The 23,927-nt window shown below is 43.7% G+C and carries 16 protein-coding genes; 4 read left to right on the top strand and 12 right to left on the bottom strand.

The annotated features are described in order from the left end of the window. Positions 1-29: 29 nt before the first annotated feature. From secDF to ACRD7A_RS11200, 3 genes are all read right to left on the bottom strand, one after another. On the bottom strand, positions 30-3,014 hold the full coding sequence (secDF, locus tag ACRD7A_RS11210; RefSeq protein WP_430812124.1) for a protein translocase subunit SecDF: 2,985 nt from the start codon (positions 3,012-3,014) through the stop codon (positions 30-32). A 221-nt stretch (positions 3,015-3,235) separates the two neighbouring features. After that, positions 3,236-5,659, bottom strand: a complete 2,424-nt coding sequence (locus tag ACRD7A_RS11205) for an ABC transporter permease (RefSeq protein ID WP_430812123.1) — start codon at positions 5,657-5,659, stop codon at positions 3,236-3,238. Then, the gene (locus ACRD7A_RS11200) at positions 5,660-6,343 is read right to left on the bottom strand and encodes an ABC transporter ATP-binding protein (protein WP_430812122.1); all 684 of its coding nucleotides are present in this window, start codon (positions 6,341-6,343) and stop codon (positions 5,660-5,662) included. A 382-nt stretch (positions 6,344-6,725) separates the two neighbouring features. On the opposite strand from ACRD7A_RS11200, the gene ACRD7A_RS11195 reads away from it, so the two are divergent. After that, positions 6,726-8,102 carry a sigma-54-dependent transcriptional regulator gene (locus tag ACRD7A_RS11195; RefSeq protein WP_430812121.1) on the top strand — a complete coding sequence of 459 codons (1,377 nt, stop codon included), beginning with the start codon at positions 6,726-6,728 and terminating at the stop codon, positions 8,100-8,102. Between the two features lie 49 nt (positions 8,103-8,151). Further along, positions 8,152-9,453, top strand: a complete 1,302-nt coding sequence (locus ACRD7A_RS11190; protein WP_430812120.1) for a sensor histidine kinase — start codon at positions 8,152-8,154, stop codon at positions 9,451-9,453. A gap of 68 nt (positions 9,454-9,521) precedes the next feature. Here the strand turns inward: ACRD7A_RS11190 and ACRD7A_RS11185 are convergent, their stop codons facing one another. Together ACRD7A_RS11185 and ACRD7A_RS11180 are read right to left on the bottom strand one after the other, a co-directional pair. Next, entirely contained in the window at positions 9,522-10,163 is a 642-nt protein-coding gene (locus tag ACRD7A_RS11185) for a redox-sensing transcriptional repressor Rex (protein ID WP_430812119.1), read from the bottom strand. A 108-nt stretch (positions 10,164-10,271) separates the two neighbouring features. Then, a complete protein-coding gene (locus ACRD7A_RS11180) occupies positions 10,272-11,117 on the bottom strand; it encodes a hypothetical protein (RefSeq protein WP_430812118.1) in 846 nt (281 codons plus the stop codon). Between the two features lie 297 nt (positions 11,118-11,414). On the opposite strand from ACRD7A_RS11180, the gene ACRD7A_RS11175 reads away from it, so the two are divergent. Together ACRD7A_RS11175 and ACRD7A_RS11170 are read left to right on the top strand one after the other, a co-directional pair. Beyond that, positions 11,415-13,160, top strand: coding sequence for an ATP-binding response regulator (locus tag ACRD7A_RS11175; protein WP_430812117.1), 1,746 nt, complete (start codon positions 11,415-11,417; stop codon positions 13,158-13,160). A gap of 222 nt (positions 13,161-13,382) precedes the next feature. Continuing rightward, positions 13,383-13,511 carry a hypothetical protein gene (locus ACRD7A_RS11170; RefSeq protein ID WP_430812116.1) on the top strand — a complete coding sequence of 43 codons (129 nt, stop codon included), beginning with the start codon at positions 13,383-13,385 and terminating at the stop codon, positions 13,509-13,511. Between the two features lie 2 nt (positions 13,512-13,513). Here ACRD7A_RS11170 and ACRD7A_RS11165 read toward each other — a convergent pair whose 3' ends face one another. The 7 genes from ACRD7A_RS11165 to porV form a co-directional block, all read right to left on the bottom strand. Continuing rightward, complete coding sequence (locus ACRD7A_RS11165) at positions 13,514-13,900, bottom strand: DUF3859 domain-containing protein (RefSeq protein WP_430812115.1); 387 nt, start codon at positions 13,898-13,900, stop codon at positions 13,514-13,516. 9 nt (positions 13,901-13,909) lie between these two features. Then, on the bottom strand, positions 13,910-16,117 hold the full coding sequence (locus ACRD7A_RS11160; RefSeq protein WP_430812114.1) for a tetratricopeptide repeat protein: 2,208 nt from the start codon (positions 16,115-16,117) through the stop codon (positions 13,910-13,912). A 7-nt stretch (positions 16,118-16,124) separates the two neighbouring features. Next, positions 16,125-19,967 (bottom strand): translocation/assembly module TamB domain-containing protein, encoded by a 3,843-nt coding sequence (locus ACRD7A_RS11155; RefSeq protein WP_430812113.1) that lies wholly within the window; start codon positions 19,965-19,967, stop codon positions 16,125-16,127. Position 19,968: 1 nt separating this feature from the next. Further along, entirely contained in the window at positions 19,969-21,798 is a 1,830-nt protein-coding gene (locus tag ACRD7A_RS11150) for a BamA/OMP85 family outer membrane protein (protein WP_430812112.1), read from the bottom strand. 82 nt (positions 21,799-21,880) lie between these two features. Beyond that, the gene (locus ACRD7A_RS11145) at positions 21,881-22,171 is read right to left on the bottom strand and encodes a thioredoxin family protein (protein WP_430812111.1); all 291 of its coding nucleotides are present in this window, start codon (positions 22,169-22,171) and stop codon (positions 21,881-21,883) included. Positions 22,172-22,177: 6 nt separating this feature from the next. Next, positions 22,178-22,660, bottom strand: coding sequence for a 2-C-methyl-D-erythritol 2,4-cyclodiphosphate synthase (ispF, locus tag ACRD7A_RS11140; RefSeq protein WP_430812110.1), 483 nt, complete (start codon positions 22,658-22,660; stop codon positions 22,178-22,180). Between the two features lie 91 nt (positions 22,661-22,751). Next, positions 22,752-23,891: a type IX secretion system outer membrane channel protein PorV gene (gene porV / locus ACRD7A_RS11135; RefSeq protein ID WP_430812109.1), complete on the bottom strand. Its 1,140-nt coding sequence runs from the start codon at positions 23,889-23,891 to the stop codon at positions 22,752-22,754. Between the last annotated feature and the right edge of the window lie 36 nt (positions 23,892-23,927).

Here is a 23,927-nt window from a genome sequence, read left to right as displayed (position 1 = left end):
CATGGGGCTTTACAAGAAGCTAAAATGCTTTATTTTTTCTTGTTCCCTTTCTTCTCAATCATATTAAAGGCAACCGGTGTTGCAATAAATAGCGATGAGTAAGTACCAACCAACACACCTACCATTAGGGCAAATACGAAACCGCGGATTACCTCACCTCCAAACAGGAAGATAACCAACAGCACTACAAAAGTAGTAATCGATGTATTCACTGTACGGCTAACGGTTGAGTTAAGAGCCGCATCCACCACTTCACCTTTATCACGCTTAGGATATAGCTTCAGATACTCACGAATACGGTCAAATACAACTACGGTATCGTTAATCGAATAACCAATTACAGTAAGGATGGCCGCGATAAATGCCTGGTCGATTTCCATAGAGAATGGCATAAACGAATAGGTAAGCGAAAAGATACCCAACACAATAATAACATCATGCACAAGGGCAGCTACTGCACCAAATCCAAACTCCTTGTTGCGGAAACGCATTAGGATATAAAGGAAAATCACCAATAAACTGAAACCAATGGCGTAAGCCGCATTCTTTTTGATATCGCTGGCAATGGTGGGTCCCACTTTCTGCGAACTCATACGGTAATCCGTTAGGAAATCATCCTGCGACACATCACTCTTGATGAAGTTCTTCAGACCGGCATACAATTTCTCTTCTACTGCATTGTCAATCTCTTCAGAGTTTTCTTCAATCATATAGTTGGTAGCAATACGCACCTGATTTCCTTCGTTACCAAATTGCTTGGCCTCAACGTGAGCATTCTCGAATACATCGCTCAGTGCATTCTGTACATCAACAGACGACACCTGATCATCGAAACGCACCACGAAAGTACGACCCCCGGTGAAATCAATACCCTGCTTTAGACCCATAGTTGATAAAGATCCCAATGAAACCACAACGGCCACGGCAGAGATTACAAAGAACATCTTACGCTTCTCGAGGAATTTGATATGCATGTTCTTGTATAGGTTGCGCGTCATTTTAGTATCGAATACCAAAGTTTTGTTCTTGCTCAGCATCTGTTCGAAAATCAAACGGGTAATAAAGATGGCTGAGAAGAATGAGGTAGCAATACCAATCATCAAGGTAGTGGCAAAACCTTTAATAGGACCTGTACCGAACAAGAATAAGATCAAACCGGTAAGGAAAGTAGTAACGTTGGCATCGATAATTGCCGAGAAGGCGTTATTGTAACCATCTTTAATGGCCAGCTGTATGCCTTTACCCGATCGCAATTCTTCTTTGATGCGCTCATAGATAAGTACGTTAGCATCCACCGACATACCAATCGTCAACACAATACCGGCAATACCAGGCAGTGTCAATACAGCTCCAAAGGAAGCCAATACACCCAGGATAAAGAACATGTTAGCCACCAAAGCAAAGTCGGCCACCCAACCTGCGCGAACACCATAGTACAATAACATATAGATAAGTACTACCACAAAGGCCCAGATGAACGAAGTGAAACCACTGTCAACAGCTTCCTGACCCAGTGAAGGACCCACTACAGTATCTTCCACAATGCGAGCCGGTGCCGGTAGCTTACCTGACTTAAGAATATTGGCCAAATCCTGTGATTCTTCCGGCGTAAAGTTACCGGTAATCTGACTCTGTCCTCCGTCGATCTTCTGATTAACCGTTGGGAAACTATATACAAAACCATCCAGTACCACAGCAATACTACGATTTACGTTGGCACCAGTGAGGCGCGACCATGTTTTGGCACCTTCGGCATTCATGCTCATGCTCACTTCGAACTGACCACGCTGATTGGTTTGACTACGGGCTGAAGTAATAACATCACCTTCCAGCGGCGGACGTCCATCATGTGTACTTACCTTAATGGCTACCAGTTGAAATGCTGTTTCTTTCTCATTTACATCATCACCAAAACGACTCACTAAGTAATCTTTTTCAATGGGCTTAACTGTCCAGAAGAAACGAGCATTCTTTGGAAACAGACTCTTAATTGCCGGATTGGCTAAATAAGAATTGACCTCAGCTGTATCACGCGACAAGGCTACACCTACAACCGGACCACCTTGCTGGGGATGGTTAGGCTGCAAATAAGTAAACAATGATTTGGCATTGGCAGCTTCTAAGGAATCAGTAGCTGTAGCTTCAGCCGCCAGCTGATCAACAAGACTTGTTTCATCAGTTGTTTCTTCAGCCGCTGTTGCTTCGCTTGCTTCCTGCGCGGGAGCTTTGGCAGCTTCCATCTCGCGCACCTTGCTGTCGGCCTGAACAAAGGACTCGAACAACTCAGAATTTTCGTAAGTCTCCCAGAACTCAAGACTAGCGGTTCCCTGAAGTAACTTACGTACACGCTGTGGATCTGTTACACCGGGTAACTCCACCAAAACACGTCCGGCTTTCTCCAAACGCTGAATATTGGGCTGCGTAACACCGAAGCGGTCGATACGTGAGCGAAGAATATTAAAAGCATTATCGATTGCGCTGTTAGCCTCCTCGCGGATAACCTTTAGCACTTCCTCATTGCTTGAGTTATAATTCACGCGCTCCTTTAACTCTACGGTATTAAAGATAGTGGCAAGCTGGGCATCAGGGTCGATATCTGAAAAAGCCTTACCAAACAATTTGATGAAGTCGTCTGATGAATTTTTCTCTGCTTCCTCGGCACGTCTAAGAGCTTCCAGGAAAGTCTCATCAGTATTATAATTTGAAAGAGCTTTAACAACGTCGGCCACCTTCACCTCAAGAATTAGGTTCATACCACCTTTCAGGTCAAGACCGAAATTGATCTCACGCTCTTTACACTCCTGGTAGGTATATTTGCGGGCTACCCATAGAAAGTTATAAACGGTTTCGTTTTTAATTGAATCCAGGTAGGCAAATTCTTTGTCCGGGTCGCCACCTGCTATCTCCTTTGCCTCGTTTTCCACTCTGCGAGTCTGGAAAGTAAACATCAATTGATATAAGCTGACTAATACCAACAAAATGGCAAAAAGTCTTATAGCTCCTTTGTTCTGCATTTGTTAAAAATTTTTATAATTCGTTTTGACAAATTTCACGTCTTAGCGCGCAAATATATCGAATTTTTTAATACACAGCTTGTAAAAAGAAGCGTTAAATTGATAGACGGACAGAATACTTTATGAAATCATACTACTGAACAATAAAAACAACACTAAGAAACTACCAGGCTGAATTCAAAGGATAAGTAAGTTTTAAAAATTCAAGCTATATCAGGCTGCTAAGCTGCACCCCGAAGGCGTAAGCGCACCCCCCGATAGGCCTGCGTAAAGGTTACCAGAAAAGCCATGAAAATAAGCGCAATTGCCCACGCAACGAAAATCCACCAGCCAATAAAATCGAAGTAAGCGTAACTGCTGCCCCAGGCTTTAATGGCATAATAGGCAGGCGCAAAGGCCAATAATACTCCCCCTGCCACATAGGCACCAAACATAGAGAATACCTGTCGCATGATGGATTGCCTCGGAGCTCCCAGCACATTTTTCAGCGCGACTGTTTCAGCTTTATATTCAATAATAAAAGTTACCAGAGCAATAAGACCCAACAGGGCTACAAAAAAGGACAAAAAAGTAAAAACGGACATAATTTTGGCAATTCGCACATCTTCGTCATACAGTTTTTCAATACGATCCTCCAAAGTATTATACACAAAGGGCGCTCCTCCAGAATATTTGTCCCACACAGCTCTTATGGCTTTTACATCCACTTCCACATCGTCAACCATCTTAATCAAAACGTATTCAAAACGTGATTTTTCGCCAATAAGAATTAATGCCAGTGGGTTAATGGGAGAGAAATAACTCTCATAATGATAATCCCGAATCACCCCCACCGTAGTTAAACTCCAGCCTTTATCACCCAGGGTTTCAATCTTTTCATCCAGCGGCTTACGCATGCCCAGCTTTGCAACAGCTGCCTCATTCAGGTTAACAGCCAAACTATCACCCAAATCCAAATTCAAAAAACGCCCTGCCTTCAGGCCTAAACCCATCACTCTAAAGTAGTCATCATCAATGAAGTTAATGGGTAAAAACACCACTTGATCATCACTTCCTCCGCTCAGCCGGAATGCATACTGATAGTGATCATCACCGGGCAAGCTATTACATACACTTACATAACGCACTCCCTCCAAAGCCTTCAAATCGGCTTTAAAAGCCGGCAGCTCACTGCGGATAGCATGCCCCCTCTCCACAACCAATATGTTACTGGTATCAAAGCCCGGATCATTATTTTGCACAAAATCAATCTGCCACCACATAGCCGAGGCCACAACCGCCAGAAACATTACCACAGCAAACTGGCTGGTAACAAAAAGGCCACGCACAATAAAACTTGTTCTTCCGATTTTTAGTACTCCGGCAATCAGTTTCTCAGGCTTCAAACCCGAAAAGAAAAATGCAGGAAAGCTACCCGCCAAAAGTCCCACAACGAGCAAAACAACTAGGATGCCAAAGAAGTCAATCCATCCCCGAAAAAAATTAAAAGTGAGCCGAACCTCAAAAAAACTGTTGAGAAAAGGTAACAACAACTCAAGCAGTACCATACTGATAAACATAGCACCCAAACCATACACTAGGGCCTCAATCAGAAACTGAAGAATCAGTTGTGAGCGCGTTGCCCCCACCAGCTGACGATACCCAACTTCCTGGTATTTATCCCGCATTTTAGCAGTAGTGAGGTTCATAAAGTTGATACAAGTAGTTAAAAGCACAAAAATGGCCACAAACACAAACAAACGAATATAAATCGGTTTTGAATTAGATGTGAATTCACCATCCAGATGCGACTCAAAATGAATAGTTTGAATCTTCTGAGCAAAAAAGGTGAAAACCCCTTTACCGGCATCCTGTTGTGTCTTCATTAAAGTAGCCACCTGGGGCAACAGCAATTCATCTTTGGCCGCATTTACCCAATCAACAAAAGATGCAGCATCAACCCCCTCCCGGAGGCGCAAATAAGTATAACAATTGAGGTAGAGCCAGTCTGTTTTCCATGTTTTCAGATAACTGGAGTCAGTCTTATTTAATAGGATCTGATCGATGGTTGATAGGGAGGCCACAAAATCGAAGCGAAGATGTGAGGCGGATGGAAGATCCTGACAAACACCAACAACTTTATAGGTCATACCATCTCGTTCGATAAACTGTCCCACAGCATTGTCCTTCCCAAAATATTTATTAGCCGTGGAGGACGTAAGCACAACCTGGCTGGGAACTGACAAATCAAAGGAATCGGCCTTCTGTGAAAATGGTAAATCGAACAAATCGAAAAAGTCTTCATCGCCAAAGATGAAGCCATCCTCATTAAAGCGCTTATCATCTGCTTCAACTACATTATTAGCGCCCGGCACAATACGCACCACAGCCCCCACCTCATCACTATCGCTCAGCAAACCAGCGAGGGGCATAGGTGTATTCGCCGAGTTTATTATATCATTACCCATTACACCTTTAGTGGCCAAACGGCAGATCCGATCGCTGTTTGTAAATACCGTATCGTAACTCAGCTCGTGTCGCACCAGTAAAATGACAAACAGTCCGAGTACCAAACCCAGCGACAAGCCAAAAACATTTAGCAAAGCATAAATCCCCTGTTTGCGAATGCTTCGGATAGCGACCTTTATGTGATGAGTAAGCATCATTTACAAACGATTCTTAATATTTTCGGTAACAACATGACCATCAAACAACTGAATAATGCGCTGCGCCCGCTCTGCTTCAAGCGCCGAATGAGTGGCCACAACAAGGGTATAGCCCTCTTCATTGAGGGATGACAAAACCTCCATAACTCGATTACCATCCGACGAACTAAGACTACCCGTAGGCTCATCGGCCACAATCAAGTCGGGTTTTGAAACCACAGCGCGGGCAATGGCCACCAATTGTTTTTGAAGAGCCGGCAGCTGATCCGGAAAATATTGCCGCAGGTGGCTTATCTGCAAGCCTGCTAGTACCGCCTCTACTTTTTGCTGACGTTCTTTCTTGTTATATCTAAGATACTGAAGTGGTAACTCAATATTCTCATATACCTTCAGCTCCTTGATCAAACCAAAATTCTGAAAGATAAATCCAATGCCTCCCCGACGCAGATTACTCCTTTGGCGTTCGCTCAAGCGGCTCACCTCGTGATCCATGAAAAATAACTCTCCGGCACTAGGCTTTTCAATGAGTCCTATGGTATTTATCAGGGAAGATTTACCACTACCTGATGGCCCCAGAATAGCCACATACTCACCCTGTTCAATGTCAATATTAACATTTTGAAGTACCTTAGTCTCGATAGCCCCGTTGCGGATCAGCTTTGTTAAGTTTCGTGTATGAATCATGATCTACCCTATTATGTACGTTTTCGAAACACTAGTGTACGAAATCGAACATTTCCTTGTATATATTATTTCACTTAATTTTCCCCTTTAAACGACTAACAACTTACCATAAAGCATCCCAACCACACTACACAACACTATCAATCAGCACATTAACCTCACATCTCCTTATCATATCCAAGTGACGGTTCGTTGTTTACTATCAAAATCATAACCATGTTCCATGCCATCCACTTTAATTACTTATAATCAAGCTAATTACAAAAACGGCATCCTTTTTGGTTATAGCAGATTCAATAAATAAACGTTCGATTTCGAACAATTTATTGCTAAGTTGTTCTTAATAAGTGGTATATTTAGTTGCCCCAAAAAAATCAGAATCATGACGAAAAAATCAGGACGCATACTGGCCATTGACGATAATGCTGACATATTGTTTGCCCTTAAGCTATTATTAAAACCGCATGTTGAATCCATCACTACTTCGACCGATCCCAATAAAATACCAGCATTAATGGCTGATGAGTCCTTTGATGTTGTACTGCTGGACATGAACTTTACTAAAGATGCCATCAGTGGGCAGGAAGGGTTTCACTGGCTGGAAAAAATACTTGAGATTGATCCCTCTGCCGTAGTGCTTTTTATCACGGCTTATGGCGATGTTGAAAAGTCGGTGAAGGCCATACGAGCCGGAGCCACTGATTTTATTCTTAAGCCCTGGCAAAACGAAAAGCTACTGGCCACAGTTAACTCGGCGGTTCAACTGCGGCAGTCGCGCAATGAAGTGAAAGACTTAAGGAGCAAACAGAAAGAGATCAACACTATTCTTGATCAGCCCTTTGCCGATTTTATTGGCGTATCGCCAGGTATGCAAAATGTATTTAACACCATAAAAAAGGTAGCTGCCACGGATGCCAATGTACTGATATTGGGCGAAAACGGTACAGGAAAGGAGCTGGTGGCCCGCGCCCTGCATCGTAATTCGCTGCGCAACAACGAGAGTTTTATTAGTGTTGACCTGGGTGCCTTAAGTGAAAGTCTGTTTGAGAGTGAACTGTTTGGACATGTGAAGGGTGCTTTTACGGATGCCAAGAGTGAGCGCCCCGGACGCTTCGAACTGGCTTCGGGTGGAACCATCTTTCTCGATGAAATAGGAAACCTCTCACTACCCCTTCAGGCCAAGCTACTAACCGTGTTGGAACGCCGTGAGGTAACCCGTGTAGGAGCTAACAAACCCAAGGCCATCGATATACGTCTTATATGTGCTACCAATATGAACCTGAAACAGATGGCCATGGAAGACAGCTACCGACAGGACTTGATCTACCGAATAAATACGGTTGAGATTGAATTGCCACCGCTGCGCGAAAGGCCTGAAGACATACCGGTACTAGCTGATCACTTTTTAAAGATCTTCTCGAAGAAATACAAGAAGAAAATAAATAAATTATCATCCAAAGTAATTAAGAAACTCACCAATTACCCATGGCCGGGCAACGTACGCGAATTTCAACACATATTAGAGCGTACCGTTATCATGAGTGAATCACCCAACCTGGAGGAAAGCGATTTTCAATTATCCTCCTTACCCACAAGCTCCGAAGGGTTTGAATTTGACAGCTACAACCTTGAGGACATTGAAAAACAGATTATTGAAAAAGTTTTGCGCATGAACCGCGGCAATGTATCCAAAGCAGCAGCCGATTTAGGCCTTACGCGCACATCCCTGTATCGAAGACTTGAAAAGCATGGCTTATAACAATTTTCGCATTAATTTTGTCGTCAGAGTCCTGCTCTTAGCCGGGTCTATGTTTGCATTTTTCTATCTGCTCTTCAATACTGAGCTGACCATGACGCTGGTACTTATTGGACTGCTAATCGCCTTTCAGATATTTGCTATGATCCATTATGTGGATCGCACCAATCGTGTGCTCAATAATTTCCTGGAATCCATCCGCTACTCCGATTTCACCCGCACCTTTCAGGTGGAGAGTCTCGACTCATCATTCGACAAATTAAAAAAGTCGTTTAATGAAGTTATCAAGGACTTTCAGGAAGTACGGGCCGAAAAAGAAGAAAACTACTACTACCTGCAAACAGTGATACAACATATTGGCATATCGCTGATTGCCTACAGTAAAGACGGGAAGGTAGAGCTGATTAACAATGCCACCAAAAAACTCTTTCAGGTTCGCACCTTAAATAAGATACAGTCGCTGAAAGAATTTAGCCCTGAACTGGTTCAAAAACTACTGACCATCCGTCATGGTGAAAACACGCTAATACGTGTGCAGGAAAAAGATGAGCTGCTGCAACTGGCCATCTATGCCACCGAATTTAAAATACACAACCGCACCATTCTGCTCACTTCCATCAAAAATATTCAGGACGAGCTGGAGGAAAAAGAGATGGAATCGTGGCAAAAGCTAATCCGTGTGCTCACTCATGAAATCATGAACTCCATTACCCCCATCTCCTCCCTATCCTCCACCATTAGCATGATACTGTCGGAGCTTGCAGACAGCCTAAAAGATAAAAATATTGAGAGGGATGATCTGGATACCATCAAAGAGGTGGAAGATGCCCTCAAAACCATACATAAACGAACGGACGGGCTCCTACACTTTGTGAACACCTACCGGGATCTGACAAAGATTCCTGCACCTACTTTCTCTATCTTCCCGGTGAGTAAGCTTTTTACAAACATAAAGGGGCTTTTGGGGGAAGAACTCAAAACAAAGGGCGTACAATGCCAAATCAGCATCGAGCCTGACTCACTGGAGCTATCGGCTGATGAAAAACTCATCGAGCAGGTAGTTATCAACCTTGTGAAAAATGCTATACAGGCCCTGGAAGGACGAAAAGATGCCACCATAGAACTACGTGCTTTCCTTAATAAACGCGGACGTATCACCCTTCAGGTCATTGACAACGGACAAGGTATTCTACCCAATGTACTGGATAAAATATTCATCCCCTTCTTTACCACCAAGCCACATGGATCGGGTATCGGCCTCAGCCTTTCAAAACAGATACTGCGCCTGCACGGAGGCAATATATCGGCTTACTCAGAACCGGAGCAATTCACTAAATTCACACTTACATTTTAAACACAAAAAAAAGAGGCTGCCTCAATATTTTGAGCAACCTCTTTGGTAATATTTCAAGACAACGCTTACTAGTCGGCCTTCATTCTATTAAACATAACCGCCAGATGAGCATATAATGAGGTGTTCTGCACCACCACGCGCTCATCCACCTTAATGCGCACCGGGGTAAAATTCCACAGTGCTTTTATGCCTACCTCAACCAGCCGGTTGGCCACCTCCTGCGCCTTATCAACCGGCACGGTCAAAATGCCTATTTTCACTGTTTCGGCCCGCATTGTGGCCAACTCTTCAAAATGGTAAATGGGCACTCCTTCAATGGTTTTACCCACTACTTCAGGATCTACATCAAAAGCAGCCACTACCTTAAGTCCAAACTGCTTTAATCCATGATCGTGCAACAAGGCTTTACCCAGGCTACCTACACCAAAGAGGTATGCCTCATCAACCACAGTAAATCCCAGAAAATCCTCCAGCACTTGAATAAGCGGCACTACCTCATAGCCTACCCTTGTTTTTCCAACAATACTGGTATATGACAAGTCCTTGGTAACCTGCGTGGGATCCACCCCCATATCGCGGGCAATTAAAGTCGATGAGATATGCTTCAGACCTTCTTTTTGAGCGAGTTTAAGATAAGCCAGATAGCAGGGCATGCGACGAAGCGCGGGCTCGGGTACCTGGTTATTTTTTTTTCGATTCGTTAGCGACATGGTGATAATTATCAGATTAATAACCTTACAAAATTAATTAAGTTTTTGAATGATGATTCATTTCTTTAATTAAAAACACCGCTGCTTTCTGATTTTATCGCCCCTTTGTTAGGCACCCATCTTTTTCAAATCTTTGGCAAGCAGCCCATCACGGTTCTTTTTATTTACCATATGATAATCGAAATAATAAAAGCTGGAACTATCAGCACCAATTAATATCTTATAGCAACGCGCCTTGTACTTTGTCCCCTCAGGGCCCACTTTGTGCATAAACACCACCTTTGGGTCGCGTCGCTCAATGGCATCCTCCACCTCTTTTTGCGTAACAATCTTTACATTATAAGGATAGATACTTTTAATTTTCGCCAGGGTATTTACATCGGGGGTCAAGTCCTCTTTTACCAGGTATAAAGTTTTATCGGTCAAACTTCCTACATTCTTATTGTAATATTTAAAGGCATTGGCTTTAATCAGTTCGGGACGCTCATTCATCAGGTTCACATGATCCTGAATAAAACGAATAAAAGCCTCCAGCTTATATGCGTAACTTGTATCCTCTACCCGTAAGTATGATAGCGGCAAAGAACACAGATCGGGCAAATCGCGCACCTGCTTATCTGTTTCGCCCATTAGCAAGCTAAGGAAATTATAGCGAGCCTTTGTTTTATCGGCATCGAAAGTACCCACGGTCATTAATAGAAAAGAATAGGATGGATCATTTCTCTTGTCTTCAAACTCCTCGTTGGTAATAAATTCGTAATCAGTGAGGGTCCATACAGTTTCCATCACCTCCTCAATCTTAAAGTTAAAGTCACTCATTGGGTTCACATCCATCACCACCAGCGTTTTTGTATTTAAAAAAGCCTGATACTCTTCTTTGGTTGGAAGGTGTTCTTTGGCCGATGCAGCCATTGAAAATAAAATTAATGCGATACTTGCTACTACTGTCTTCATTATTGTTTCGTTTTAGGACTTCATACGCAGAAAAACCAATCTTCGGTTACATCTTACGGTCATTATTTTTAGAGGCAGTAAAACACCAAACCTCAATAGATACGTACAATGCGCTCACAAATAACTATTTGTGCATTTTAAATAATATTAAGATACTAAAATATTTAACAATTTTAGATCGAGAGAACATGAAGACTAAGTTAAAAGTTTTATATTCGACATGCATATCGGAAGCTGCTTTTGGATGAAAGAAATGCCACTTACCAAGCACTTGCAAAACCATATAAAAGAAGAGAAATGAACATTTTAAATAAATTACTATTGCTATTTAAAATAGACACCCGAGATAATGCCGAAGAGGAGGAATTGACCCCCTTACTAATCAATAATCTCATTAACTTCTTTCTGTTCTGCATTGTATTTATCGAAGGACTAATAAGCCTACGGGCCGATGAGAATATCTTTGCTTTCCCTTTACTGAGCCTTAGCCTTATCTTTGCATTTCACTTTGTTTACCTTAGCCGCCGCTCACAAGCCAAAGGCATGCATAACTCGCTGTTTTTCTTCTCCAGTGCTACCTTTATATATTTTGTTGTCTTTGGGAGCAGCACCGGTATCGACATTATCTGGACGGCACTGTTTCCTCCCTTTATCATTTCACTGATGGGACTGAAGCGCGGGACGATCTTCTCCCTTATCTTTTGGGTTATCACAGCCCTTATCATTTTAATCATTAACGATCATCAGCTTATCAGCACAGCCAAGCAATACAGCCTCACCGAGAAAATCGTATTCCTGACATTCTACCTCCTCTTTTTCATAACTACCTATGCCATTCACTATACCTATGCCGGCATTTTATTAAAGAAAGAACGACGTGTGCTAGACTCGCAAAATTTCAATAAAACACAGGAAGAGCTCATCTCAAAACTATCGCATCAAATACGAACACCGCTGAGCAATATCACGGGCATTATCGATGTACTGGAAAAAACCAACCTAAGCGACGACCAGCGCGACTACATCAACACCATCCATGCCTCATCAAACAATCTGGTTAATGTGGTTAATAACATGATTGCCGCTTCCAAAACAAATTTCAACCAGCTACCCACCGAAGAGGTAAGCTTTAACCTGTACTCCACCATCAATAATACCATCAAGCTATTTCAGGATGAACAGGATAAGAAGCAATTCAGCCTTTCTTTATCGGCCAACATCCCTACTAACCTGATAGGCAATAGTGTGAAGATAAAACAGATATTTCTGAACCTACTCAATAGCCTGTTAAAATACAATCAATCGGAGCTTAAAACAGTGACGATTGAGGTATCACTAAAAGAATCATTGCCCGAAAAAATCGTGTTGAAATTCCGAATCAGCAGCAACACGGTGATTCCCCTGCCCAAATCAGATATGAATGAAAATGGTATTCATGCATCTGATGTAATCCATCTCAACCGCTCAAAATACATAAGCCAGCTTGATTTGGGCATCACCCAAAACATCATTGAGATGGATGGTAATACCATCGACATATTCCCCGATTCGTTAAAAACTGTAATTGAATTCTCGGCTTCCTTTAAAGAAAATACAAAGAGTCAGTCCATCCAAAACATTAAGACTCCCACACAACAAAGCGACAGCTATTTTAAGCCGGTCATTGACATTGCTGATGCCAATATCCTGCTGGTGGAGGATAACTTCAGTAACCAGCAAATTATCATCCTATATATAAAAGATGAAGTAAGGAAAATCGAGGTGGCTTTTAACGGCAAAGAGGCCCTCGATAAGTTTGGTAAGGTGAAGTATGATTTGATTTTGATGGATGTGCAAATGCCCATTATGGATGGCTTTAAGGCTACCGAGAAGATTCGTCAGATAGAGCAGAGCACGGGTACGCACACCCCCATTATCGCCGTTACGGCCAATGCCTTCCCCGAAGACAAGGAGAAGTGCCTGGCGAGCGGAATGGACGATTATATTAGCAAACCTTTTCAGCCGGAAGACCTGATTAGTAAGATACGTAAGCATTTGAGCTAAGCCTTTTTATCTATTTTAGCATACCGGCAGCGGGGCTTTCCCCTATTCCCCCGGTAGCACGCTGACTGTTTTCGCGACACTGAATTCTCGATTAGGTTCACTCACAAGCGGTTAAAAAACGTCAAGCCACTGTTAAAACCTGTTAAAGCAACTTGATTATTTCACCAGGGCTAGTATGTTTGCAGATCAGTATTGTGGTGAAACCAAATGAATTAACAAAAGATGAAGAAAGAAACAGATATAACACTGAAGCTAAAACGGAAAATATTAATCTACTCCATCATCGAAGTAGCCCTTATTATTGCCTTGGTGGCTTTTATCATGTTCCTTATAATGGTACTGATGAGCTAAACCTATAATAGCAAAGTAATAGTTTTATCGGCAATTACCTTCCCGTCCAAAAGGGTAACCAGCCGCCACTCACCCGCCTTATCCTCGTAGGGTTCCCATACGGTATCTCCCAGAAAAAACTCATAATCATTTGAATTGATAAAATACTCGCCTTCGAAAGGAGGCTCAACCTGACCATCCTTACCCCTGAATGGCGGATGTTCGATTCTATACTCCACCACCTTTCCTTTAGCACCTTTTATTTTTACCACATAGCCAAATTCCACATCGGGTCTTATCCTTACTTTATTGGCTATTTTAAGCAACTTGGGCAGCTTCCGCGATGTGCGTTCCCAATTACTATACTCACCATAGCTATAAAGCTCCCAGCTCACTTTTTTCTTTGCCATCTAGCCTGCTTAACTTTCCAGTGAATAACGAATCTGGTCCAGCATTAACGGAATATCTCCGGCATCAATGCCATGTTTTTTAAGATAGGGGATATCAGCCGTGAAGGTCTCGATAAACTCCCCAATGGAATGATTAGGCAATTGAATACTTTGCTGATAATAGGCCAGTGCTTCCTTACGCAACTTCTTACACCACAAGGTATGTCCCAGGTTAATTAGGTCGTGCTTATTCTTTTCCGAAACAAGCAGCTGATTGTAATACTTCTCGGCCTGCTCAAATTTACCTTCCACGAAAGAACACCAGGCAATGGGGCGCCACACCTTATTATTATTGGGGTCGAGGTATTCCACTTTAAAATAATATTTCAACGCTTCAGAAAAGTTTTCCAGCTCTAACAAGCAGTGCCCTACCGACACTTGGGTATGCAGATTATCGGGACTCAACTTTTCAGCTTCCAGATAATAATTGAGGGCTTTTTGCGGGGCCTTCAAATGACGGTAACACAAGGCTATCTTTTTCTTATTCCACATACTGTCGGCCCCCAGCAAGTCAGCCTCCAGATAATAAGTTAGCGCGTGCTCATAATCTTTCAGCTGCTGGTAGCAATATGCAATTTTCTGTACCACCTCGCTGTCGCCACCGGCCTTGGATCGCACTTTAAGCAAAATATCCAGTGCATCCTCAAAATAATTCTTCTTAAAATAATACTCCCCAATCTCGCGCAGTGCGCTGCTATCATCAAGCAACTGACGGAAGAACCAACGATTATGAAAATCCATTTTCTGCACAAACACATCGGTAAACTGATGCTTTTGCGGGTGTACTTTCACCAAACGGTATAAATCCTGAATAAACTGATTACTGGCCACCAACTTTTTCTGATTGGCCTGCAATACCTTTTCATCTTTTTCCATCTCCACCATCTGCTCAATCTCAGCCGAAAACATTTGCCCCATCATTTCTTTTTGCATGCCCGGCATGTGAGGGATGCTCAGTATTAACGAGTACTTATCGGAGTTGCAAAGAAAACGTGATGAGGCCAGGCCATCGAGCAGCTGCTGACTGCTGAACACGGCCTCTTCCTTTGAAAGCGCTGCCTGCACATCGGGCTGCGACGGATAGAAAGGAAGCAACCAATTAGACAGCTCATTGAAAAATGAGAAATGCTTAAGATGCTTGAAGGTCGACAGAAATACATCGGCACCCTCCATCTGCCATTGCGTTAACTCCTCCATCTTATTCATCAGGTTGGGCGAATCCTTGAACACATCGCCCCAGTCCGGATTTTTACCTTCAGCCAGCTTATCACTGATAAGGTTCTCGAGATCCAGTTTATCCTTCAGCTTCGGATGCATCTTCACCACTTCAGGTAGTATCTCATCACTCAGCTTTTGCGATATTCGCTCTGTTTCACGGGTGCGTATAAGCTGAATGACAATACTTTGAATCAGGGTTTGCAGCCCTCCTTCCTCAATCATCATAAACAGCTGCGTATAAAGCTCAGGATAAAGTGGCAAACGAGCATCGTAGGCATTCAATGCCAGCAACAGGGAGGTCATAGCGCGGGTGCTCACCGCATCCTCGGGGTGATTACACAGCGCCATTAACAGACGCATATAGTCGTAGGAAAAACTATTCATCAGCGATAGGTTAAGCGCACCTACCAATGTTGCCTTATAAAAAACGGGCAGCGTACTTTCAAACAGCAGCTTCTTGAGCAAGGTCTGCTGATCGCCCACCGGTGCCGGATAAGCCCAAATATAATTAAACAGTACATCCACTTTCTGTTTGAGTGCCGTCTTATTTTCAGCATTTGCATTCAATACCTTCTCCAGCTCAATGCTGCTCAATAGGGCTTCCAACTCAGAAATAAGGCCGGTAAAAGCCTGTTCGTCATGTTGCTTCCGAAACTCATAAATGGCCTCGCTGGAATATTTCATCAGCAGTAAATCAGTAACTTTATCCGCCAGATGGTACACATCGCGAATCAGGTGGTGGTATATCTTTTGCCGTTCGGGGTCAGAGATCCCTTCCACGGTATATTTCAGAATATTTTTGTATGTAAACTCAATATTATAGTGCTCATCAATCAGGCCACTGTTCTGCGATTCCTTTACCAATACCTGAATCTCATCAAGGCTTTCTTTGATATTTTTCTGTGCCAGCAGCTGACAGATACGCTTATGGGCAGTCTTTATTTCTCTAACTTGCATCATGCACTGATTATTTAGTGGATTCGAACTTCAAAATTACATCAAAACCCGATGATTTGGAACTGCCGCTCTGTAAACGGAAGAATAAAAGTTTGTTTAACTCATATTCGAGGGTAATGGTCTCGGGCGTAATCTCATCATCCTCGGTTTCACCAAAGCCGCGTTGATAAATCACAAACAAATCGTTAGTGATATATTTACCAACAACAAAGGCAGCACTGCTCCAGTTTTCAGTTGAGTTAATCTCTATCATGTCCAGCTTTAAGCGCTGTCCAATGGTAGAACTCAGGGATGATGTCACCATGTTGGCAAGCATATTTGAACCCACCGAACCGATGATACCATTCTGACCGTCGTAACTCAACTCATCCATTGTTTTTCCAAATACCATAATAGAGACAGCATCCGACTCCGTAATGGCATTGCCATCTAATGTAAAACTTATTGCAGGCTCTGACAAATTTTCACTTACCTGAAGGCTCAAGGTATGCTTCTGGCGATCGCTCCCCCTAAACACATAGTCAGCACTAATGGCCAGGCGCGGATCCAGGTCCTCACCACCCATAAAGGTAATCAGGCCTTCTTCAATGGTGAATTTGCGACCATATAAAATATAATAGCCCCGTAAGATTTCCACATCACCAAAAAGCTCAAAATAATCGGCCGATTTAGCAATATCAAAATCTCCGGAAATCTCAATGTTCATATTATCACCCTTCAGCCATGTACTGCGGGGTATATCAATGGTTAAACGCCCTCTTAGCTGCTTTAGTATAGGGACTTCCTTAGCCTCCTCTTCCAAAGCCTCCCCCCTTACACCTACACTGTCTCCTTCCTGCAATGCAGCCATTAACAGCGGTACATTTTCATCACCCCCTTGTGCCAGGGGGGCATCCATCAATCCCGGCAAATTAAACACGGATCGGTTAATGGTTATCGAACCTCCAAAAACAGGATTACCTAACGAGTCGGCCCGATAATAGGGATTACCACTGATATTGATGCTTGCATTTTTTTGTTGAACAAGGTCGAAATTACGGATATCACTGATAACATCGGAGGCTTTTATGCGACCTGATACCAGGGTAGAATCAAAGACAAGATACCCTTTAGTGGCAAAATATCCTTTTTTACTGCCAATATAAATGGTATCCACCTTAAGGGTACTTCCCTTCAATGAAATATCGGTCTTCATTCCTTCATAATAAAGGCCTTGTTCATGATCCTTGACATAAGCATCGCTCATTTCCAGACGACCATAGAACTGAGGTGACGCAAAACTACCTTCCGCCCGAATATCACCGTTAAAAAAGGCACCGGCCTGTATACGCGTAAGATGCGCGGTATCAGGACTGCTTATCTTCAATGAATCAATCCTTAGCTGGGCCCTTAACGAGTCGGACACCTGTACTTCCAAACCATTGACTGAATCAGCACGCAGCGAAAGAGGCAAACGCACAAGCGCATAAACACTGCTGTCGAGAGCCGGAAGATGAGCATTAATATGGGCAGTATCATCAAGTAAGCCCAGTGCACCTTCCACATCGGGCAAGGCCATGCTGCCATAAGCTGCCCTCTGCAGGGAATAATCACCCAACAGCCGGGGCTTCAAAACACTGCCTTTCAACTGCAAACTAGCTGATAATTCACCGCTCAAGGTATCGACCAAAGGCATAAGGCGATTTAACATCGCCAGGTTAAAGGTTTTGACAGCCAACGAAAAATCCTGCTCAGCAGTGCCACTTAGCTGCCCCAATACCTTAAAGCCGAAAGCTTCATTCATCTTATCTTTCACTTCAAGGTGATGTATACGTAGGGTGCTATCGTAAACAGCAATGGACTGCAAGGTGTCGGTAAGGTAAAAATGAGCGTAGGGCAGCTGGCAATAAGCGCTGTTAAGAAGGAGAGTAAGGGTATCGGCCATTTGTATGGCTGTGCTTATCTGTGCCTGCACAGTATCGGTTCGTGATAGGCTCAGATCACTTTTGATATGACTTTTATCCATGAACAAAGAAATATCCAGACTATCCAAGCTCTGCAGCTCATTTTCTATCTGATAGGCATTGACACCTCCATCCAGCATTACGGAATCCGCTCCATAGTAACCTTCAGCCATTCCCTTTAGATGCTCTATACGCACATCTTCGTAGCCAGCCCCGGACAGGCTCACTTCACCTGTATATCCAAAACCCTTCAATGAACCGTTCACCGACATGTTGGCACGCGCCTTTTGATAGCTGATTGGCGGCAGACTCAAGGAGCTCAGCAAAAGAGAGCTATCACTCTGCAAATTTGCCACTGCAGCAAAACCACCATGCAGCATATTATACTGTCCGGCAGCATCAGCCCGCGCATAGCGATGATACACAATACAGGTATCCAGATAAGCCCAACCTTCACCCATTGCACCCTTCGCCAATACCGAGTCTATATTATGCGCATACACCGAACTATTGAAAAGCCTGAGGCTGGCATTCAGGCGTCGCTCCTCAGTAAAAATATCATGACCGTCGACCTCAACACTTCCATTGGCAAGAGTGTGCTTAAGCGACGGAACAAAAGGTGCCAGCTTAAGTCCTTTAAAATCCAAAGCTGCATTAAGCCGCGGCTTAAAGTATGGATCACTTAACGCCAGGAATCCTTCTGTGCGACTACTATCGGCGAGCAGCAGCAATTCTGCCTTTATCTGCTGGGACATCTGCGTGGCATCAATGCGTAGGGTATCGATCAAGACATTGCCATAGCGCGAACCACTGAACTTTCCCCGAAGCTTCATATCCTCCTTAATATCCAGCAGGTGAGCTCCTTCTAAATTAATTGTTCCATTAAGCACAGCGCTGGTAGTTGCCAGCTTAAGCCAATCCTCAGGCACCCAATCACGGAAAGACACTAATGCGTTAAAATCTATCGGCTGATCGGGGTTATCCAGGCCATTTAAAAGATGCACCATGCGGGATTGCAGCACAAGCTCTTGATCATCCTTTTGCAGCAACACATCACAACGGGTAGTATCGTCAAGGGTCCATACATCAACAAGCGCTTGAGGAAGTGCTTTCACGGGCAATGACGGCAGCAGTATCTGCATATCCTTATTACTAAGTGGATTGAGCCTCACGTTCAAATCATAGGACGTCGATGAGCGATATCCCCCACGGGCTTGCAGCAATGAATGCGCCGTCTTAAGAAAGAGCGTGTCCAACTGCATGGCCTCTCCCTCCTGACGAAAATGAATGCGCATCGCCTCCAGGGTGAATGGTGGCTGCTCACTCATAAGTTGCAAGGAATCTATCTGTACCCATGATGATCCTTGCTGATACTCACCACTGGCCGAAATATGTATATCATTCAGCGACATTACAGGACGCTCAAAAGCGGGCTGCAACACCCCTTCCGCTCCGCTCACAACCAATTGCTTAACAGCTACTACAAAAGGAAAATCCGATGAGGATGAACTATCCGGTGAGGCCGCGCTTTTGAAAACGGCGGCAATGTTCAATTCTGCACTGTCCCTGTATTGAATATTAAAAAACGGAGCCTTCACGACAATACTATCAAGGTCAATGCGCTTATAGAGCATTCCCAATAGCCGATAACGAATCATCAATTCATTTATGCCTATAATCAGCGTGTCCCTATCGCGCAGACGCACATCGTGCAGACGAAGATGAGTAAACAGATTGCCCTCAATCTTTCCAATGGAAAGCTCTCCGTCAATGCCGGCATTGACCGCCTGCAAAACCTTTTCTTTAGCAACATTGCGAAATAAAGCCGTCTGCGACAACACCAGTAAAACCGTCACCAGCAACACTAGCAGCAAGATGCATAATCCCATGTATTTGAATATCTTTCTCATCTCAGAAGGGATTACCTATATTAAAATGAATTTGCCATGCCTTTACCTCATCAAATATGGGACGGGCAAAATCAATCCCAACCGGCCCGATGGGTGTTTTATAGCGAATTCCAATCCCGGCGGCATAACGCAACTGACGCAATGGATATTGAAAATCATCGAGCCATACATTACCGGCATCACAAAATACCGCAAACACCAAATTGGATGCCATTAGGTAGCGTCCTTCAAAACTGCCTTCAAGCAGACTATTGCCTCCCACCGGTACACCCAATGCATCCTTAGGTCCCAGCTGAGCTCGCGACCATCCCCTCACCGAATAACTACCTCCTGCATAGAAACGCTCCTCAACGGGTACCAGCTCACCACCTCCTTTACGAAAAGCCAGTCCCATCTTTGCTTTGAGTGCCAAGGTGAGGCCTGGACGCACACCCAGGTAGTTCTTATACTCAAGTAAACTGCGATAAAACGGTATTGATTCTTCCAAAAAGCTACCGTTTCGTTTAATATTAACTGCCAGTGAATAGCCTGTTACCGGATCCAGTCGCGGCTCACCATTGGCGTAGATAAAACCCATAGAAACACCTGACTTACCATAGGATGATGTCGCCATGCCATCTGCCGTATTCCATCCGCCGCTAGCCACTGCACTGGAGTCGGATTCCACCTTTTCAACATAAATGTTAAAAGAGGAATTAAAACGCTCGGAGAAATTTTGCAGGAAGGTTAAATTAAGTCCGCGCCGGTTTATCTTATAGCCGGGCTCATGCTGTTTCATGGCATAAGGATTTAGCGTTACCGTATTATAAGGTAACAAAACGGCCGGCTGCGAAAGTTTAAGCTGAAAATTATAGGGCTCAAGTGCTGAATGCTTGGCCACAATATTCAGTCGTGCTGTTTTACTGATAAGTCCCAGATACTGCACATCGCCAAAAACCCTAAACTTATCTTCGCGTCCATAACCAACCCCAAAACGAGAGGTCCAGCGGGGTGCTTCTTTGAGGCTTATCAGGGTGGGCAGCGTATCCGGCTTCTCTTCACTCATCAGTGTTTTGATGGAGGCCACACGAAACATCCCAAGGTTGTAAATTTGCTTTTGCGTATCATCAATAGCCTCTTTCGACCAGGTATCCCCGGTGGAGAAACGCAGCTGCCGCCGTATCCTTTTTTCAGGCACCCGTATATTTCCATCTATTGATATGGGGCCGAAATAACACAGCTCACCTTTATCGATTATCCAATTGAGATGCGCCGTATTACGCACCGTATCAACCTGCAAGTTATGCCTTACCCGGGCATAAGCATAACCCATATTATTCAGCTCCTCGTTGATAAACACCTGATCCTCGTAATACCACTCATCACGAAAACGCTTATTAACTTTCAGCTGCGATTGCAGGCGAATTTGACGCTGCACTTGCTTATCAAAAAAGTCCTTGAGTGTACTTACCGAATCGATGGTGTAACTGACCCCGGTAAGTTTGATGGCTTCCCCTTCAACAATATGATAGCTGAGTTTAATTTTACCATTGCGTTTTCGATGGATCGTGGGAGCCTCAAATCGCACATTCAGATAACCCTCTTTCTGATAGACATAACGGATACGTTCCAGGCTTTCCTCATACAAAGCTTCTGTATAACGATCCGATATCTTATCAAAAAAACGCTCGCTGAGACCACTGTAGGTCTTAATACCCACCTCGCTCTTTAGGCGTGAGTCGGCAATGCTTGAATTACCCTTAAATTTAATTTTACGTATAGTCGATACCGCCTGACCTCCTGCGCCCAGCACAAAACCTAAGAATACTATGGTAAGAAAATGGCGTTTCAAGGCATGTATTTTGTTTGGCTTATGTGGAGGATAACCGCTGCTACGCAACCTCCTTCCGATCAGGCATACTTGCTGTTGCTCCCTAAGGTTGGAACAACAGTTGATAGGGTCGTTCAATGGCTGTTTTTAATTGTGGCAGCGACACATTACGGGCAAAGCGATAATACTCTTTCCCCTCGAAAAAAACCAACAGTGTAGGCGCCGTAAAAACCTGGTGACGAGCAGCCTCTTCGGGCCTCTTCTCCAAGTCAATAAAGATCAGCTCCATCATAGGAAAATCCTCTTCCAGCAACTGCTTTACCTTGGGAAATAACACTTTACAAACACTGCAAGCATCATGCGAAAAATATTTAAGACAGTTTTCCTGCTTCATAAAAAACTATTTAGTGCTTTGAATAAGTACGGTAGCGTAAGCAGCTATGCCTTCTTGTTTACCCACAAAACCGAGTTTCTCGCTGGTGGTAGCCTTAATGGCAATATCCTCAACCGCGATACTCATCACTTCCGCCAATGTTTTTTGCATACCCGGTATAAGATCTTTTAATTTAGGACGCTCTAAGGCTACCGTGCTGTCGATATTACCAATGGTATAGCCGGCATCGCGCACAAGCGTCACTGTCTTTTTTAGCAAAATCTTACTGTCGATTCCTTTCAAGGCAGGGTCAGTATCCGGAAAATGATAACCTATATCGCGCATATTGGCAGCTCCCAGCAGCGCATCGCAGATGGCGTGTATCAGCACATCACCATCAGAATGCCCTATGCTACCCGCATGATGATCGATGTGCAAACCACCAATCCATAGCTCTTCTCCCTCACCTAACTTATGAACATCATATCCAAATCCCACTCGTATCTTCATACTTATATATATAAATAACTTTAACGAACAATTAAAAAAAAAGACCTTAAGGAAATCCTCAAGGTCTTTTCAAATATAATGAATATTGTTGTTATAATATATCACTTAGGTCAAATGACAACGAAAAACGCATGGTATTGGCAAGCGGGTTATTCTGAACCATGGGAATAATGTAGGATGCATCGAGTGTGAAAATATTAAATTTCAAACCAAAACCGGCCGATGCAAATTTACGGTTACCCTGATTTTCGTGCTCGTGGAAATAACCGGCACGCAAGGCAAACTGCTTATTGTACCAATACTCGGCACCCACCGAGAAGGTGATTTCCTGTAGTTCCTGTTCGAATCCACCGGGCGCATCGCTAAAAGAGCCAAAAATGGCTGCGGGCACCGACTTATCTTCATTGGGATCCACCCAGTCCTCATCAGCATCGTCAGGGCGTAGCTGGTTAGAGGGCACCAAAAGCTTGTTAATATCCAAGGCAAAGGAAATGGAATTATAACGATCCAGCTCCATGAAGTATCCGGCACCTAGCTTAAGATTGGTGGGTATAAATTCTTTATTAATGCCGTCGTAACTAATCTTCGAACCAATATTGGAGATATTAATACCGGCAGTAAATTCCGCATCGTTGCGGTTTACGCGCATGGGCTGACGAAAATAAAAGGCCATATCGGCCGCAAAGGCATTACCCGCTTTCAAACCATCCACCGACCCATTGGTCAGGTCGGAATGAATATATCGAAACGCCACGGCGCCACTAAACTTATCAGACAAAACGCGCGAGTAGGCCGCATCAATGGCAAATTCATTGGGTTTGGCCGAAAACATGGGATTACCAAGGCCATCTGTAAAATCTATTTGCCCCATGGTAAAATACCGCACCGAAGCACTCACCGTTTGCATTTTATCCAAACGATAGTAAAAAGCAGCTGTTGACATGTTAATGTCATTCACCAGTTTTCTTAACCAGGGTGTAAAAGAAATAGACACGCCCATGTCACCCTCGATAAAGGCATACTTGGCGGGGTTGAGAAACTGCGAATTTACATCGGCCGCTGTGGCCACCCCGGCATCCGCCATACCCGCTGCACGGGAGTCGGGGTTGATTAGCAAGAAAGGTGCGGCCGTGGTGATGGCATTGTTGCCATCCTCCTGGGCACTTATGGTGTTCCAGTTTAACACAAAAGCAAAGGCCACCAGGCTTAGCTTTAATAATGACTGTTTCATATTCCGATTCATAATTATAATACGCTCACAACAAGT

Origin of the sequence: Carboxylicivirga longa (assembly GCF_050589825.1) — a bacterium.
GTDB classification, from domain to species: domain Bacteria; phylum Bacteroidota; class Bacteroidia; order Bacteroidales; family Marinilabiliaceae; genus Carboxylicivirga; species Carboxylicivirga longa.
Note: the sequence above shows the minus strand (reverse complement) of the source record. Positions and strands in the feature narration are given on the sequence as shown.